The organism is Limnohabitans curvus (assembly GCF_003063475.1).
Lineage (GTDB): Bacteria > Pseudomonadota > Gammaproteobacteria > Burkholderiales > Burkholderiaceae_C > Limnohabitans > Limnohabitans curvus.
Genome location: NZ_NESP01000001.1, coordinates 825,318 through 841,704, shown reverse-complemented (window position 1 = coordinate 841,704; position 16,387 = coordinate 825,318). Strand labels below are relative to the sequence as shown.

General features: G+C 54.7%; 15 protein-coding genes and 1 tRNA gene. 8 read left to right on the top strand and 8 right to left on the bottom strand.

The window, feature by feature from the left end:
- Position 1 precedes the first annotated feature (1 nt).
- From B9Z44_RS04225 to B9Z44_RS04210, 4 genes are read left to right on the top strand one after another with little or no spacing between them, the layout of a single operon-like run.
- Positions 2 to 931, top strand: a complete 930-nt coding sequence (locus tag B9Z44_RS04225) for a branched-chain amino acid ABC transporter permease (RefSeq protein ID WP_108401790.1) — start codon at positions 2 to 4, stop codon at positions 929 to 931.
- Between the two features lie 5 nt (positions 932 to 936).
- Positions 937 to 2,025, top strand: coding sequence for an ABC transporter permease subunit (locus B9Z44_RS04220; protein WP_108358124.1), 1,089 nt, complete (start codon positions 937 to 939; stop codon positions 2,023 to 2,025).
- The gene (locus tag B9Z44_RS04215) at positions 2,022 to 2,792 is read left to right on the top strand and encodes an ABC transporter ATP-binding protein (protein WP_108401789.1); all 771 of its coding nucleotides are present in this window, start codon (positions 2,022 to 2,024) and stop codon (positions 2,790 to 2,792) included. Before B9Z44_RS04220 ends, B9Z44_RS04215 begins: the two co-directional genes overlap by 4 nt.
- Position 2,793: 1 nt before the next feature.
- Positions 2,794 to 3,522 (top strand): ABC transporter ATP-binding protein, encoded by a 729-nt coding sequence (locus tag B9Z44_RS04210; RefSeq protein WP_108401788.1) that lies wholly within the window; start codon positions 2,794 to 2,796, stop codon positions 3,520 to 3,522.
- Positions 3,523 to 3,539: 17 nt separating this feature from the next.
- On the opposite strand, the gene B9Z44_RS04205 is transcribed toward B9Z44_RS04210, so the two are convergent.
- The 3 genes from B9Z44_RS04205 to B9Z44_RS04195 are packed head-to-tail and all read right to left on the bottom strand — an operon-like array spanning position 3,540 to position 5,578.
- Complete coding sequence (locus tag B9Z44_RS04205) at positions 3,540 to 3,740, bottom strand: DUF2788 domain-containing protein (protein WP_104801216.1); 201 nt, start codon at positions 3,738 to 3,740, stop codon at positions 3,540 to 3,542.
- A 6-nt stretch (positions 3,741 to 3,746) separates the two neighbouring features.
- Positions 3,747 to 4,523, bottom strand: a complete 777-nt coding sequence (locus tag B9Z44_RS04200; protein ID WP_108358121.1) for a DUF2189 domain-containing protein — start codon at positions 4,521 to 4,523, stop codon at positions 3,747 to 3,749.
- 23 nt (positions 4,524 to 4,546) lie between these two features.
- Positions 4,547 to 5,578 (bottom strand): CDP-6-deoxy-delta-3,4-glucoseen reductase, encoded by a 1,032-nt coding sequence (locus tag B9Z44_RS04195; RefSeq protein WP_108401787.1) that lies wholly within the window; start codon positions 5,576 to 5,578, stop codon positions 4,547 to 4,549.
- Positions 5,579 to 5,612: 34 nt separating this feature from the next.
- On the opposite strand from B9Z44_RS04195, the gene B9Z44_RS04190 reads away from it, so the two are divergent.
- Complete coding sequence (locus B9Z44_RS04190) at positions 5,613 to 6,527, top strand: NAD-dependent epimerase/dehydratase family protein (RefSeq protein ID WP_108358119.1); 915 nt, start codon at positions 5,613 to 5,615, stop codon at positions 6,525 to 6,527.
- Between the two features lie 48 nt (positions 6,528 to 6,575).
- Here B9Z44_RS04190 and B9Z44_RS04185 read toward each other — a convergent pair whose 3' ends face one another.
- The 4 genes from B9Z44_RS04185 to B9Z44_RS04170 all read right to left on the bottom strand — a co-directional run bounded on the left by B9Z44_RS04185 (position 6,576) and on the right by B9Z44_RS04170 (position 10,256).
- Positions 6,576 to 7,577 carry a Bug family tripartite tricarboxylate transporter substrate binding protein gene (locus B9Z44_RS04185; RefSeq protein WP_425437150.1) on the bottom strand — a complete coding sequence of 334 codons (1,002 nt, stop codon included), beginning with the start codon at positions 7,575 to 7,577 and terminating at the stop codon, positions 6,576 to 6,578.
- A gap of 22 nt (positions 7,578 to 7,599) precedes the next feature.
- Positions 7,600 to 8,721, bottom strand: a complete 1,122-nt coding sequence (locus tag B9Z44_RS04180; RefSeq protein ID WP_108401785.1) for an NADH:flavin oxidoreductase/NADH oxidase — start codon at positions 8,719 to 8,721, stop codon at positions 7,600 to 7,602.
- A gap of 93 nt (positions 8,722 to 8,814) precedes the next feature.
- Positions 8,815 to 10,125, bottom strand: a complete 1,311-nt coding sequence (locus B9Z44_RS04175) for a hypothetical protein (protein ID WP_108401784.1) — start codon at positions 10,123 to 10,125, stop codon at positions 8,815 to 8,817.
- A gap of 46 nt (positions 10,126 to 10,171) precedes the next feature.
- Positions 10,172 to 10,256 (bottom strand) — tRNA-Leu (locus B9Z44_RS04170).
- Positions 10,257 to 11,096: 840 nt separating this feature from the next.
- Between B9Z44_RS04170 and B9Z44_RS04160 the strand changes: the two genes are divergently transcribed.
- Both B9Z44_RS04160 and B9Z44_RS04155 read left to right on the top strand, forming a co-directional pair.
- Positions 11,097 to 12,238, top strand: a protein-coding gene (locus B9Z44_RS04160) for an IS3 family transposase (protein WP_211308669.1) whose coding sequence is annotated in 2 segments (ribosomal slippage) — positions 11,097 to 11,343 and positions 11,343 to 12,238 — 1,143 coding nt in all. Because the reading frame shifts where the segments join, the coding sequence is not laid out codon by codon here.
- Positions 12,204 to 13,910: a DUF3320 domain-containing protein gene (locus B9Z44_RS04155; protein ID WP_108401782.1), complete on the top strand. Its 1,707-nt coding sequence runs from the start codon at positions 12,204 to 12,206 to the stop codon at positions 13,908 to 13,910. The genes B9Z44_RS04160 and B9Z44_RS04155 overlap by 35 nt, the downstream gene beginning before the upstream one ends.
- Positions 13,911 to 14,412: 502 nt before the next feature.
- Here B9Z44_RS04155 and B9Z44_RS04150 read toward each other — a convergent pair.
- Entirely contained in the window at positions 14,413 to 16,050 is a 1,638-nt protein-coding gene (locus B9Z44_RS04150) for a PAS domain-containing hybrid sensor histidine kinase/response regulator (protein ID WP_108401781.1), read from the bottom strand.
- 109 nt (positions 16,051 to 16,159) lie between these two features.
- Between B9Z44_RS04150 and B9Z44_RS04145 the strand changes: the two genes are divergently transcribed.
- Positions 16,160 to 16,387: a hypothetical protein gene (locus B9Z44_RS04145; protein ID WP_108358114.1), complete on the top strand. Its 228-nt coding sequence runs from the start codon at positions 16,160 to 16,162 to the stop codon at positions 16,385 to 16,387.

Here is a 16,387-nt window from a genome sequence, read left to right as displayed (position 1 = left end):
AATGGACGTCTTGCTACAACAAGTCATCAATGGCTTGGTGCTGGGCAGCATGTACGCGCTGGTGGCTTTGGGCTACACCATGGTCTACGGCATCATCAACCTGATCAACTTTGCGCATGGCGAGGTGTTGATGATTGGGGCCTTGTGCAGCTGGTCGGTCATCGGTCTTTTGCAGCCGCTCATGCCCGACACGCCGGGTTGGGTGTTGTTGCTCATCTCGATGGTGTTGGCGTCTATCGCTGCCGCCGCATTGAACTACGCGATTGAAAAAATTGCGTATCGCCCTCTGCGCAATGCGCCCAAGCTGGCCCCGCTCATCACCGCGATTGGCATGTCGATCTTGTTGCAGACGCTGGCCATGATTGTGTGGAAACCCAACTACAAACCCTTCCCCACGCTCTTGCCGACCACGCCGTTTGAAATTGGCGAGGCGGTCATCACGCCCACGCAGTTGATGATCTTGGGCCTCACGGCTGTGGCCTTAGCCGTGTTGTCTTGGTTGGTGAATCGCACCAAGTTAGGCCGCGCCATGCGCGCCACAGCTGAGAACCCTCGCGTGGCCAGCCTCATGGGCGTCAAGCCCGATGTGGTGATTTCTGCCACCTTCATCATCGGCGCGGTGTTGGCCACCATTGCCGGTGTGATGTGGGCCATGAACTACGGCACCGCGCACCATGCCATGGGTTTCTTACCTGGCCTCAAAGCCTTCACCGCTGCGGTGTTTGGCGGTATTGGCAATTTGGGCGGCGCGGTGGTGGGCGGCTTGCTGCTGGGCTTGATTGAGTCGATTGGCTCTGGTTACTTGGGCGAGCTGACCGGCGGTGTGCTGGGCAGCCACTACACCGACATCTTGGCGTTCGTTGTGTTGATCATCACGCTCACGTTGCGTCCTTCAGGCTTGTTGGGTGAGCGCGTGGCAGACAGGGCTTGAGACAGATGCAACACAAAATTTTCTCGAACCGTTGGCTCATGGCCGCTGTGCTGCTGGTGTTGCCACTGGTGCTGCAAAGCTTTGGCAATGCGTGGGTGCGTATTGCCGACATGTCACTGCTGTACGTGTTGCTGGCGCTGGGCTTGAACATCGTGGTGGGTTACGCAGGTTTGCTCGATTTGGGCTATGTGGCCTTCTTTGCCGTTGGCGCGTATTTGTTTGGGCTTTTGGCATCACCGCATTTGACCGAAGTGTTTCCATGGATTGCGGTGATGTTTCCCGATGGTTTGCATCTCAGCTTATGGCTGGTGTTGCCACTGGCCGCAGGCTTGGCAGGTTTGTTTGGTGTGCTGTTGGGCGCGCCCACCTTGAAGCTGCGCGGTGACTACTTGGCCATCGTCACCTTGGGCTTTGGCGAAATCATCCGCGTGTTTTTGAACAACCTCGACCACCCCGTCAACATCACCAACGGCCCCAAGGGCTTGGGGCAGATTGATGCGGTGAGTGTCTTTGGCTACCCGCTGTCCAAGCGTTTGGATTTGGGCTTCATCGAGTTGTCTTCGGTCACCTTGTATTACTACCTGTTTCTCACGCTCGTGGTCGTGAGTGTGGTGATTTGCCATCGCCTTGAGTACTCGCGCATTGGCCGCGCTTGGATGGCGATTCGTGAAGACGAAATTGCGGCGAAAGCCATGGGCTTGAACACGCGCAACTTGAAGCTCATGGCCTTTGGCATGGGCGCCACGTTTGGCGGTATTTCAGGCGCGATGTTTGCGGCCTTCCAAGGTTTTGTGTCGCCCGAGTCCTTCAGCCTCATGGAGTCGGTGATGATTGTGGCGATGGTGGTGCTGGGCGGCTTGGGCCATTTGCCCGGCGTCATCTTGGGTGCGGTGTTGTTGGCTGCTTTGCCTGAGGTGTTGCGCTATGTGGCCAGCCCCTTGCAAGCCATGACCGATGGCCGATTGGATGCCGCCATCTTGCGTCAACTGCTGATAGCCTTGGCCATGGTCACCATCATGTTGTGGAAGCCACGCGGTTTGTGGCCCACGCCTGAACATGGCAAAAACCTCAACCCACAGGGAGGTGCGCAATGAGCGACCTCGTGTTGAATGTCTCGGGCATTTCCAAACGCTTCGGCGGTTTGCAGGCCCTGACCGATGTGCGCATGCAAATTGAACGCGGTCAGGTCTATGGCCTGATTGGCCCCAACGGCGCTGGCAAAACCACCTTTTTCAACGTCATCACAGGCTTGTACACGCCTGACAGCGGCAGCTTTGAGTTGGCGGGCAAACCGTATGAACCCACCGAGGTGCACTTGGTGGCGCAGGCCGGCATTGCACGCACATTTCAAAACATCCGTTTGTTTGCCGAAATGACCGCGTTGGAAAACGTGATGGTGGGCCGACATGTGCGCACGGGCTCTGGCTTGCTCGGTGCGATTTTCAGAACGAGCAAATTCAAAGCCGAAGAATTGGCGATTGAGCACCGCGCGCGTGAACTGCTGGACTACGTGGGCATTGCCAACTTGGCCGACTACAAGGCGCGCACGCTGAGTTATGGCGATCAGCGTCGCTTAGAAATTGCGCGTGCTTTGGCCACCGACCCGCAGCTCATTGCACTGGACGAACCTGCCGCTGGCATGAACGCCACTGAAAAAATACAGCTGCGCGAGTTGATTGACAAAATTCGCCGCGACCACCGCACCGTGCTGTTGATCGAGCACGATGTGAAGTTGGTCATGGGCTTGTGTGACCGCGTGACCGTGCTTGACTACGGCAAAGTGATTGCCCAAGGCACACCGGCTGAGGTGCAGCGCAACCCGCAAGTGATTGAAGCCTATCTCGGCACGGGAGGGCATTGAGATGACACACGACAACGCAGCGGTGCTGTTGAGCGTCCACGATGTGAAGGTGGCGTATGGCGGCATTCAAGCCGTCAAAGGCGTGAGCCTGGAGGTGCGCGAGGGCGAATTGGTTTCGCTCATCGGCTCCAACGGCGCAGGCAAAACTACCACCATGAAAGCCATCACGGGGTTATTGCCCTTGGGTGGTGGCCATATTCAGCTGGCAGGCAAAACCATTGACGGACAAGGTCCTTGGGATTTGGTGCAACAAGGCTTGGCCATGGTCCCCGAAGGGCGTGGTGTGTTCACACGCATGACCATCGTTGAGAACCTGCAAATGGGTGCCTACATCCGCGACGACAACGCAGCCATTGCGGACGACATCGAGCGCGTCTTCACCACCTTCCCGCGTCTCAAAGAACGCCGCGACCAATTGGCAGGCACCATGTCCGGCGGTGAGCAGCAAATGTTGGCGATGGGCCGTGCGTTGATGAGCCGCCCCAAAGTGCTGTTGCTCGACGAGCCGTCGATGGGCTTGTCACCCATCATGGTGGACAAAATCTTTGAAGTGATTCAAGAAGTGTCAGCCCAAGGCGTGACGATTTTGTTGGTCGAACAAAACGCCAGCCGCGCCTTGCAAATTGCAGACCGTGGTTATGTGATGGAGTCGGGTCTGATTACTTTGAGTGGTGATGCACATGAAATGCTGCACGACCCGAAAGTGCGCGAGGCTTATCTAGGCGAATAAGCGTGGCAGAGGAGGGTTTAGCCCTCCATCATCCAGATCAGCACTTGCTTGGCCACAAAGCCGAGCATGCCAAAGGCCAGCACCAAGAACAACACGAAGGTGCCGAACTTGCCAGCTTTGGATTCACGGGCCAGCTGAAAAATAATGAACAGCATGTACAGCATGAAGCCGCCCACGCCAAAGGTCAGCCCAAATTGGGCAAATTGTTCTTCTGTCATAAAAACTCAGTGAACCGATGGGTCGTAAGCGACCAGGTCCCGGTAAGCGTGCCAACTGGCGTGTCCCAACATGGGCACCACACCGAGTAAGCCTAAAAAGGCTGAGCCAATGCCCAGCGCTGTAAACAAACACAAAATGCCAGCCCAGCACGCCATGGCGAATGGGTTAAGGGCTACCACGCGCCAGCTGGTCAGCACCGCTTGTTGCACGGTGAGCGTGGGGTGATCCATCAACAAAGGAATGGTCACCAGCGTAGAGGCAAACATGGGCGCGGCGATCAGCGCACTCATGAACACCCAAATTTCAAACAAACCAAAGTTGGATTGCAGCACGACCAGCCGCACAAAGTCGGCAGGTGTGTGCACGCTGGCGGGCAGCATCCAGTGAATCAAGGCTGCTGAGCACACCAACCAACCCGCACTCGACAAAGCCAGCAGTAAACCAAATTGAATCAGGCGTTTATCACCAGAAGTCCAAATGCGAAAGGCATCCGTCAAGGTCGCCTCTTCGTTGCGTTCTAAGCGGCGGCTGATCTCATACAAGCCCATGGCCAATAAAGGTGCCACGATCATGCAGGCAGATAGCATGGCTGCGATCCACCAAAACTCATGGCGTGCAAACCAAAACAAGCCACCACCGATGATCGCGAGGATCAAGCCATGTGTCACGCCTGCGGTGGGGCAGCGTTCCATGTCTTTCCATGCCAGCGCGAGCCAGTGCATGGGCCTGAACATTTCAATGTCTTTGGCTTCTAGATCGGGGTGTGGGGTGATGAGGTGCATGACACGCAGTCTACGTCGGGTGATTAAACCTTGTCGGCTGCAGAGGTGAACGAGTCTGCGTAGAACTCGTCGGATGGCAAGCCCGCTTGGGTATAGGCCGTGCGGGCCGAGTCCACCACGATGGGCGCGCCGCAGGCGTACACCTGATGACCGCTGAGGTCGGCATGGTCTTGCAACACCGCAGCGTGTACAAAGCCTGTGCGGCCTGTCCAGCTGTCTTCTGGCAATGCGTCAGACACCACGGGTATGTAGGTGAGGTTTGGCATCGCGGCGGCTTGCGCTTGCACCCAGTCGTGCATGTACAAGTCGGCAGGGCGGCGGCCGCCCCAGTAAAGCGACACAGGGCGTGTGATGCCTTTGTGCTGCATGTGCTCCAAGATGGCCTTGATAGGCGCAAAGCCAGTGCCTGAAGCCAAAAACACCAAAGGTTTGTCTGAGTCTTCACGCAAGAAGAAGCTGCCTTGCGGGCCTTCGATGCGTTGGATTTCTTTTTCTTTCATCGCGCCAAACACGTGGTCGGTGAACTTGCCACCAGGCATGTGACGGATGTACAGCTCAATCGCTGGCGCGCCTTCGACGAAGGTGTGTGGCGCATTGGCCATCGAATAGCTGCGGCGGTCACCATCGCGCAACAAAAAGTCGACGTACTGACCGGCATGGAATTTCATGGGGTCGGTCGCAGGCAATTGCAGTTTGACGACCATCACATCGTGCGAGACTTTCTCAAGTGAGACGACACGCACTGGCATTTTCTTGATGGGGAAGGCACCTTCTTCCACCACTTGGCGCGACTCCAGCACCACATCGCTGTGGGCGGTGGCGCAGCAGGTGAGCACAAAGCCGTTGGCTTCTTCGTCCGCACTCAAGGCTTTTTCTTGGTGGGTGCCGTGGGTCACTTCGCCTGAAATCTTTTTGCATTTGCAGGAGCCGCAAGCGCCGTCTTTGCAGCCGTAGGGCAGGCCAATGCCTTGGCGCAGGCCGGCGGCCAGCAGGGTTTCGTCAGAAGTGGCGGTGAATGCGCGGCCGCTGGGTTGGACCGTGATGTTGAAACTCATCTTTGGGTATCCTTGAACTTTTATAGGGTGTATTTTGCCTGTCCATCAATCCCCCCTCGGCGCCTTGCCTTCTCGCTTCAAACGCGAGCGTTTGCTCATCATCGGTTGCGGTGATGTGGGCCAGCGCGTGGTGCGCGTGCAGCGCCATGTGCGGGTGGTGGCGCTCACCTCTAGCTCCGAGCGTGTGGCCGCTTTGCGCGCCCAAGGTGTAACGCCCATCGTGGGTAATTTGGATGTACCAGCCAGTCTGCAGCGCTTGGCGGGCTGGGCCACGCGGGTGCTGCACTTGGCGCCTCCGCCTTTGCAGGGCAGCACAGACCCGCGCACTTTGACGCTGACCCGCCTGTTGATGCGCCGAAGCGCGCCGCGCAGCGTGGTGTATGGCTCCACCAGCGGTGTGTATGGCGACTGTGCGGGCGATTGGGTGGATGAAAGCCGGAGGGTCAACCCCATCACGCCCAGAGCGCAGCGTCGTGTGGATGCCGAAGCACGCGTGCGTCATGTGGGGCGCTTGCGTTCCAGCACCGTGCGGGTGAGTGTGTTGCGCATTCCCGGCATCTACGCGCCTGACCGTGATGGCGGTACGCCGCGTGAACGCCTGTTGCGTGGCACGCCTGTGCTGGCGCGTGAGGACGATGTGTTCACCAACCACATCCATGCCGACGATTTGGCGCGTGCCTGTCAGTTGGCGTTGTGGCGTGGCCAGCCCCAACGTATTTACAACGTGAACGACGACAGCCAGCTGTTGATGGGCGACTACTTTGACATGGCGGCGAGCCTGTATGGCTTGGCCAAACCACCGCGCATCAGCCGTGCCCAAGCGCAAACCGAGCTGCCTGCCATGCAGCTGAGCTTCATGAGCGAGTCGCGCCGTATGGTGAACACGCGCATGAAGCGCGAGCTCCGTTTGCAACTGCGCTACGCAGACGTGGAGCAGGGTTTGATGTGATGGTTTTGGGGTGGGACGGCTTGTTTCAAGCGCCGACCCAAACCCGCATCAATCAAACTTGATGTTGCCCGCTTTGATGGCCTTGGCCCAGCTAGCTGTGTCGCGCTCTAGCAGCTTGGTGGTGTTGTCGGGCGTGAGGTAGCGCACTTCTATGCCTGCGGCATCGGCGCGTTGCTTGGTCTCTGGTTGTTCCATGCTGCGTTTGACATCGGCTGAGAGCTTTTGCACCACCTCTTTGGGCGTGCCGTTCGGCACGTACAAGGCCACCCATGATTCCAGTTCAAAGCCACTCAAGCCAGCTTCTGCGGCGGTGGGCACTTGCGGCAGCTGTGGGTGGCGCGTTTTTCCTGTGACGGCCAGCGCCTTGAGCTTGCCGTTGAGCACGTGGCCCATCACCGAAGGCGGAGTGGTGATGAACACCTGCACTTGACCGGCCAGCACGTCTTGAATCGCTTGGCCCGAACCCTTGTAGGGCACGTGCGTCATTTCAATGCCGGTTTGCTGTTTGAAGATTTCCGTGCCGATGTGCGACACCGAGCCATTGCCTTGCGAGGCGTAGTTGAGCTTGCCCGGGTTTTGTTTGGCCCACGTGATGAACTCTTTCAAGTTGTTGGCGGGCACCGAGGGGTGAACCGCAATCACATTGGTGGCCACGGTGATGAGGCCCACGGGTGTGAGGTCTTTCAACTCCCACGGCAGTTTGTCCATCAGGATGGGGTTGGCAATGTGATAGCCCGAGTACGACACCAGCACGGTGTAGCCGTCTTTGGCGCTGCGCGCCACGTTGGAATAGGCCAAGTTGCCACTGCCACCGGGTTTGTTGTCGACCACCACCGATTGGCCCGTGACGCGTGCCAAAGGTTCGCTCACCAGACGGGCTGAGGTGTCCACCAAGCCGCCAGGTGGGTTGGGCACCACCAAGGTGATGGGTTTGTTGGGATAGGCGTCAGCTTGTGCGTGTGCCGCGAGTGGGGCTAGAAATGCGCCTGTGCTGATGATGGTAGCGGCCATCAAAGCTGCGTTGAGGCTGCGACGTGTGAGGTGTGTCATGTGTTGTCTCCTGTTCGTTTTTTTATCGTTGTCCCATTTGCACGGCGTCAAAAATGCCTTGTGCTTCACGGGGCATGCAGCGCCAATATTGCGGGCTGGCTTGCACCGTGCCGTGCAACGCAGCCGCCGCCTCCCACACCCAGCGAGGTTTGTAGAGGAAGGCGCGGGCGAGCGCGATCAGGTCGGCATCGCCGCGCGCCAAGATGTCTTCGGCTTGTTGAGGCTCGGTGATGAGGCCCACGGTGATGGTGGGCAGATTAGTTTTTTGTTTCACCAATTTGGCGAAAGGCACTTGGTAGTCTGGCCCCAAAGCAATCTTTTGCTGTGCGGCCACGCCACCTGATGAGATGTGCACAAAGTCGGCGCCTGCGAGTTTCAAGCGCAACGAGAAGTCTGCGGTTTCTTCAGGCGTCCAGCCGTTGTCCACCCAGTCCGAGGCCGAGATGCGCATGCCCAGCGTGCCTTTGTAAACCGCACGCACCGCCTCAAACACTTCCATGGGGAAGCGTGTGCGGTTGTCAAAATTGCCGCCGTAGCTGTCGGTACGGTGGTTCGCCACGGGCGACAAGAATTGGTGCAGCAAATAGCCGTGTGCGCCGTGCAGCTCGATGGCTTCAATGCCCATGGCTTCGGCGCGTTGTGCGGCTTTGGCAAAGGCTTGTTTGATGTGTTCAAAGCCCTTGGCATCGAGTTCGTGCGGCGCGGTTTCTTGCGCCAAATGCGGGATGGGGGAGGGGCCTTCGGTTGACCAACCGCCTTGCTCAGGCCTGAGCAACTGGCCGCCTTGCCACGGTACGGCGCTGGATGCTTTGCGGCCTGCGTGGGCGAGTTGAATGCACACAGGCACCTTGGGGGCCAGCTGGCGTGCGCGATGCAGCTTGTCTTGCAAGGCCGCAGCTGTCGCGTCGTCCCACAGCCCTAAGCACATGGGCGTGATACGGCCCTCTGGCACAACGGCGGTGGCCTCAATGATGAACATGGCTGCACCGCTGTTGAGCATATTGCCCCAGTGCATCAAATGCCAATCACTGGCTTGCCCGTGGGTGGCCGAGTATTGGCACATGGGCGCGACGATGGCGCGGTTGGCCAAGCTCAGTGGGCCGCTTGGCGAGGTGAGGGTGAATTCAGAAAAGAGGTGGCTCAAGGGAACTCCAGAAACAAAAAAGCCTGCGGTTCAGGCAGGCATGCATCGTAATCAGGAAGAAGCCAAAGTCATGGCATCTGGGTGACAAGACCTTCAGTCGAGTTTGATGTCAAAGTTTTCTGGGTTGCCTTTGATCAAGTTGGCATCTTCTTTGTGAACTTTTTCTTCAAAGTCAGACAAACGGCTGTTGAGTGCTTCCACGTTGTGCTTGATGCCCGCGAGACGGCCATGGAAAGCGTCGCTGATTTGCTCGCGTTTGAGCTTGGCTTCTTGTTGCACAGCGGCCGTGATTGGCGGGCGTGGTGCTTGGCCCGGCTTCATCGCTGGTTGAGCCGCTGTTTTTGTGTTTGCTGTGGCACCAGAACTGCTTGGGAAAGCTACCTTTTTGCGCGCTGTGTCGCCAGAAGGTAGGGTTTCAAAATGCGATTCAATCTTGCCGTTGTCGACGCCCTGACGGTTAAGTGTGGGGGCCTTTGTGCCAATGGCTTGGTTGTTGGGCGCAATGCTGGGAGCAGGGGCAAGCCCTTGACGATTGGCACCGAAGCTGTCTTGCGCAAGGGGTTGTTGGTTGCCTTGGCCGTCTAGCTTGGCCAGCTTTTGTTCATGGGTGCTGATGCCATCTGTGGCAATGCCTTGCTGGTTTTTGGCGTTGCCATCTTGACCTAGTGATTGCCGATTGGCCGCCACATCGTCTTTTGGCAAGGCTTGCAAATTGGCAGCTGCAGCGGTGCCGTTGTCGAGGCCTTGGCGATTGAGCCCCGGTGCATCTTGTGCAATGGCTTGGTTGTTGGCAGTGAGAGGTTTGCCGCTGATGTCTTGCACATTGGGTGCAATCACATCAGTTGGGATGCCTTGTCGATTGGCTGCAATCGCTTTTTCGCCAGGAATATTTTGTTGATTGGTTGCAATGACATCGGTTGGGACGCCTTGCCTGTTGGCTGCCATCGCATCCGCAGAAACATTTTGCACATTGGCAGCAATGCCCTTGCTGTTGTCCACAGACTGGATGTTGTCTTGAATCTTGTCAGTGCCAACTTTTTGCTTGTTCGCTTCAAGCACATCGGCGGAAACGTTTTGGATGTTGGGCTTGGTAGCGCCCTCGCCAGCAACGGTTTGGCGGTTGGCGGACTCTTTGTTGGCCGCCACTTTTTGGATATTGGCGTCAGCGGCGGTGTCGTCTAGCGCTCTGTGTTCGCTGTGCTCGGCCAGTGCATCGGCCAATGCTTTTTCAGCATCTAAAGCATCCAACGCTTTTTGTTCAAACGCGCGTTTACGCGCTTCGGTTTCTTCCTCATGGGAAGTTACGATGTTTTTTGGGGTTTTGGCGTTGCCTGTGTGCTCGGAAACCGAGACGCTGTGCTGAGAGCCACTTCTGACTAAGCCGGAAAAGTCGTCGTCATTCATAAGTTTGATGGCGCGCTATCGAGTCAGGACGGTAAAGAAATACCGATGGTGCCCGGGGCCGGAATCGAACCGGCACGCCTCGCGGCGGGGGATTTTGAGTCCCCTGCGTCTACCAATTTCACCACCCGGGCACGGGAGAGAAGACCGATATTATGACACAGATTTTCCATCGTTTTGGCTGGCGGTAAGAAAACTTGCGTCATGGTGTGTTGTGGGCTGCGATGAGGTTTGTTGGGCAACGGGTGGGCAGTGCTGGACCGTATGGGATGACGCTTATCTGTCGTATCGGCGCGAGTGGGGCGGGCTTGAGAAGTGGCTCTAGGTGCAGAGATGATTTAGTCCTCTGCGTCAAAGAATTAATTTTTCGTCATTCCGCAAAAAAGTTTTCTTGCACACAGTTTTTGTGCATTGCCATTTCACGCTCAAGATCCACCAGCATTTGCGGTTCAAACTACTTGAAAGACGGCGTCAATACTGGATTTCTAATTCAACTGCCTGCAGCGAGTGCCTTTAAAGCAGCAGCAAAAAAAACACAGTTGAGAATGCTCTTTAAGTGAAACTCAAAAAGTAATCATTTCCTACCAAAACACTACCCGTAGTGTATTGAGACTGTACATAACACCAGATATAGTGATTATGTCTGTAGCGGTTTAATTGAGAAAGCCATGATCAAAACAATAGATGTAATCACTTATTCGGGTGAAATTAACTTGCGTGGATATGAGTCCATTTGCGAAGTGTTAGCAAAAAGAACGCCTACCAGTGCGAATGCGTTATTGGTTTTATCCACCCCAGGAGGTGATCCTAATGCTGGATTCCGCATTGCAAGGGCACTTCAACATCATTACGATCACTTTGACGCTCTAGTTCCTAGATTTTGTAAAAGTGCGGGAACACTCTTAGTCGTTGGGGTGGCATTCCCCCAAATCAGTAGACAAATATGATGTCAAAACTGAAATGGAGAATTGCAAATGCAACGAGCGAAATATGCCCCTGAGTTCAAAGACGAGGCAGTCAAACAAGTCATCGATAAAGGCCACTCGGTTGTCGATGTAGCCAAGCGACTAGGCATTGCTGAAGGTGTTCTGTACACGTGGGTCAGTAAGTTCAAAAAGGCTGATGAACCATCTACCAACGATCTAAAGGTGCTGCAAGCCGAGATGGCCAAGCTCAAGGCTGAGCTAAGACGCACTACCGAGGAGCGCGATATCCTAAAAAAGGCCGCCGCGTACTTTGCAAAGCAGTCCGGGTGAAGTACGCATTTATTCAAGCCCACCGATCCGAATTCAAACTCACCAGCATGTGCCGCGTTCTCAAAGTTCACCGCAGCGGCTACTACGCTTGGCTGCATGAGCCGCTCTCAGCAAGGGCAAGAGCCAATGAGGTGTTGACGGCAAAGATCAAAGAGTTCTACGACCAGAGCATGGGCATCTACGGCAGTCCGCGCATCTTCTGTGACCTGCGTGAAGCTGGCGTGGCTTGTAGCGAAAACCGTGTGGCGCGGCTGATGCGTGTGGCTCAAATCAAATCAGTTCGAGGCTACAAACGCCCTAGGTACAAAGTGGGCAAGCCTTCATTGGTTGCGCCCAACCAGTTGCAGCGCCAGTTCCAACACGACGAACCCGACCAAGCTTGGGTGACGGACATCACGTATATCCGCACACATGAAGGGTGGCTGTATTTGGCGGCTGTACTAGATTTGCATTCGCGTGCGGTGGTGGGATGGAGTATGGGCCCACGCATGCAGACGAGCTTGGTGCTGGATGCATTGACGATGGCGGTGTGGCGCAGAAGGCCAAAGGACTCAGTGATCATCCATTCTGACCAGGGTAGCCAATTTGGCAGCGATGAGTTCAACCGCTGGTGCAAAGACAACCGACTGAGCCCGAGCATGAGCCGTCGAGGCAACTGCTGGGATAACGCGGTTGCTGAATCGTTCTTCAGTAATTTGAAGAGCGAACAAATCAAGAAGCGGATTTACCAAACTCGGGCTGAAGCTAAGTCGGACATCTTCGATTACATCGAGGGTTTCTACAATCGAGTTCGACGCCATAAGCACCTCGATCAACTCAGCCCCTATGAGTTCGAGCGGCAGCGTCAAACTGCGCTATGAAAAGTGTCTAGAGGTTTGGGGGAATGCCAACATTGCTTTGCCAAATCAAGCGATGCTCAAGTGGCATTACCGCAGTCAACACCCTGGATTGATCGCCGTTTCAAATAGGAATTTCTACGATAACCAGTTGCTTCTCCCTCCATCAACATTGCGTACTTCCTACAGTGATGGGTTAGGCGTTTCAATGATTAAGAGTCCCGCAAATGGATACGAGCGGGGCGGTGCAAATGGTGGAAGAAATATTTTAGAGGCGGAGCAAATCGCCAAAGAGGTGATTCGTTTTGCAAAAGCCAATCCAAAGAAAACACTTGGTGTAGCGGCATTTTCTGTAAAGCAGAGAGATGCCATTCGCGACATGGTTGACGATCAGCGGCGCAAGCATCCTGAGCTTGAAGAGTTCTTTAGCCATGCCAGACAAGATCATTTCTTCATCAAAAACCTTGAGTCAATTCAAGGTGATGAACGTGATGTGATTTTTATTTCCGTAGGCTACGGACGTGATCAGAACGGACGTTTAACTCAGACGTTTGGCCCGTTAGCAGCAGAGGGTGGCGAACGTCGCTTGAATGTGTTGATTTCTAGAGCCAAGGAGCGTTGCACGATTTTTTCATCTATCACTGCCGATGACGTGAAGCCTGCCCCGGGAAAACTTGGTGTCAATGCGTTCCGAGAGTTTTTGCAGTACGCCGAGAAAGGCTACTTTGATGTGGCTCAGGTTACCGAACGCGATTTTGATAGTGAATTTGAAGAGTCTGTTGCTAGATTTATAAAGGCGGCTGGCTATGAAGTGCAGCCTCAAGTCGGTATGTCGGGCTTCTTCATTGATATTGGCGTGATAGATCCCAACAACACCAATCGATTCATGTGCGGAATCGAATGTGATGGGGCTACGTATCACTCATCTCGATCTGCTAGGGATAGAGACCGTTTACGTCAATCTATTCTGGAATCTAGAGGTTGGACGATTTATCGCATCTGGAGTACTGACTGGTTTCATAGAAGAAAAGACCAAGAGAAAAAGCTCCTTGATGCACTTGAGCAAATGCGTAATGGCACCCATGCCACTGCCCAAGTAGTCGATGTTGTTGAGGCTTTTCCAGCTGACCCCGTTGAAGTGACAGCTGAAGTTACGCAGGCAAACGTCACTGCATATGTGGAGTTTGAAGGGCGAATCAATTCAAAGAAAGCACCACATGAAGTGCCTGTTTATCAGCTAACTCAATTAGTTGAACAAATCGTACAGGTCGAAAGCCCTGTGCATGAAGATGAGATCGCTAGACGAGTTACCAAAGCGTTTGCTCTCGAAAAAGCGGGTTCGCGTATCCAGTCTGCAACTGTTGCTGCCTTAAGGGCATCTAGGAATCTGGTTCATGCAAGTGGCATCTGGTCAATTCCAAGCGTGGCAATTCAAGTTCGTGATCGCTCAAACGTTAAATCCAAGAATTTGGCAAACGCTTCAATGCTTCCTCAGATGGAAATCGTTGCAGCTTTGAAGCTGACTGTGGAGCAAAGCGTACGTATTCATTCGGATGAATTGATACAGGCTACTAGCCGGATGTTTGGTTTTCAGCGTTGTGGCCCAGATCTTAAAGATGCGATACAACAAGCCCTCAACAGTCAATTAACAGGTGTTTTTGTGATTGATGCCGACGGATTTGTGATGAAGGTCTAAGTTCATGTTTATCTGCTAATTCTCAAATTGAGAGTTACAGCTGTCGTGTAAAACGACACCACAGCCCCTAGCAAAAGTCCCGCCCATTTACTCGGGCTCAGGTTGCCCAACTGCACAGGCGAAATTACGCTGTGCGTTTTGGGCTAATCCTTGAAGCAAACGCAAAATGATTTTTTGCACTTGGCGCACAGCCTAAGTTGTGCAGCATCCCTCGCACCATCGCTACTCAGCCAACTTGACCTAACTAACCGAAAGAAAACAACCCACCACATGCGTGACGGTGAAGTGGTGCTGTATCTAAGACCTGACCTGCCCCCTGCCAGCCATACCAAAGTAATGGCAGTAAGTCCGCAAATTTTGGAGAATTGCGGATATGAAGACCACACGATTTACCGATGAGCAAATCATCGCTTTCCTCAAGCAAGCCGAAGCCGGCATGTCCATCATTGATCAAAGCCAAGGTCGCGTAGCAGTGACAGTCAAAAAGTCTGGCTTGCTTGGCTCAGTGATTTGGTTCGCGCCCCAGATGCTGTCGAATTTTGTCCAGCATGTGGTCCACTTTGAACGGTTTGGCCAGATGGTCATCCATGCCCGCATTCAGGCAAGCTTGGCGGTCATCGCCGACGGCACCTGCAGAGACGCCGATGATTTTCAAATTCAGTTGGTTCATCTGGCGTAGCGTTTCTGCCAGCTCAAGGCCGCCCATGTCAGGCATTTCTACATCGACCAGCATCACGTCGTAGTGTTGGTCTTTCAGCTGCTCGAGGGCGGTGAGGCCGCTGTCAGCGTGGTCCACCGCCATGCCATGGTGTTTCAGCAAGCGGCACATGGCATCGCGAACGGCATCGTTGTCATCCACGACCAGTGCGCTGCGCCCCTTCAGGTTGACGTTGGCAAATGGGTTGAGCACTTCGGCAGGCGCGCTTGTCACCACGGCATCTGTATGTGTTTCTAAGCGCGCCGTGAACCAGAACGTGGAACCATTTCCCAAAGATGAACTGACGCCCGCATCGCCCGCCATGAGCTGAGCCAGCTGGCGGCAAATGGGAAGCCCCAGCCCCGTGCCACTGGTGCGCGATGCATTGCTTTGCTTGCCTTGTACAAAACGTTCGAAGACACGTTCACACATGTCTTCGGACAAGCCGCGCCCCGAATCTTGCACAGAAAATTTGAGGGTCACATCATTTTCAGAGCGGTCAATTTGTTCCACGTAGATACGCACAAAACCTTGTTCTGTGAACTTCACCGCGTTACTCGTTAAATTCAGCAAGGCTTGGGTGAGCCGCGGGGCGTCGCCAACCAGCGTCACGCGATCGTCCATGTTGAAGAGAACGGCATAGTCCAGGCCTTTGCTTTTGGCGCTGTGGGCCACCAGGTCACTGACTTGAGTGACAACCTGATTCAAAACAAAAGGCACTTTTTTAATTTCGACTTTTCCAGATTCAATTTTGGAAAAATCCAAAATGTCATTGATGAGGTGCAGCAGCAGCTCACCCGCAGACTGTGCTTTTTCTAGTGATTCACGTTGGTCCGCTGCATCTGTTGGGTGCATGGCTTGTTCCATGTAGGCCAACATGGCGGTCATGGGGGTGCGCACTTCGTGGCTGATGTGGGCCACAAATTCGCTCTTGGCGTTGTTGGCTTTTTCGGCGGCTTGGCGCGCAGATTTCAGTTCATCTTCATAGAGCTTGCGTGCCGTGATGTCTCGGGTCACGCCCAGAATTTCGATCAACGCCCCCTGTGCATCGGCCAAAGGGAAGGCCAAGACTTCGGTCCAAAAGGTGGATCCATCCTTGCGGTAGTACTCCAATTCGCCGTGGAAGTTTTTGGGCGTTTCGCCACGTTGCGAGGCTTGCAGCACGTCTATGACGTATTGGGTTGAAACGGTTTGCGAATCGGGTGTCAGTATTTGGTCGATGGTTTGCTGCATCGCTTCTTCGGGCGTGAGTCCGCGAAGCTTAAAAACGGCGGGGCTGACGTAAGTGATGGCACCATCCAGGCCCATGGTCCAGATCACGTCGTTGGCATAGTCAGCCAGTAGTCGGTGGCGTTGCTCAATCAGGTGCAAGGATCGATTGGAATCCGCAAGCCCGCCATCGTTCGCTAGATGTTTGTTGGCTAAATATTGGGTCGTGGTCATTCGGGCTCAATAGATGGGTTGATCTGGTGTCTGGGCTGAACACGCCGGACGAAAGTGTAAGACAGGCGATAGGCACTTACCCTTGGCGCCAATTTGATAAAATTGGCAAATGAGCAGAGACGACGTAACCACAAAAATCGCCAGCGACGGTCTTCGCTACAAATCCAAAGCGGGCGGTAGCCCCTTCGGTGCAACGGGCAACATGATCAACACCATGAGCTGTATGAAGTGTGGCTTGCACAAGCCTCGCGCTTTAGGGTCGTTTCGCCGCCTCTTGGACAAAAGCCATTTCTTCTGCGGTGACTGCCGGCCCATCAAGGCGGCAGACGCTGCATAA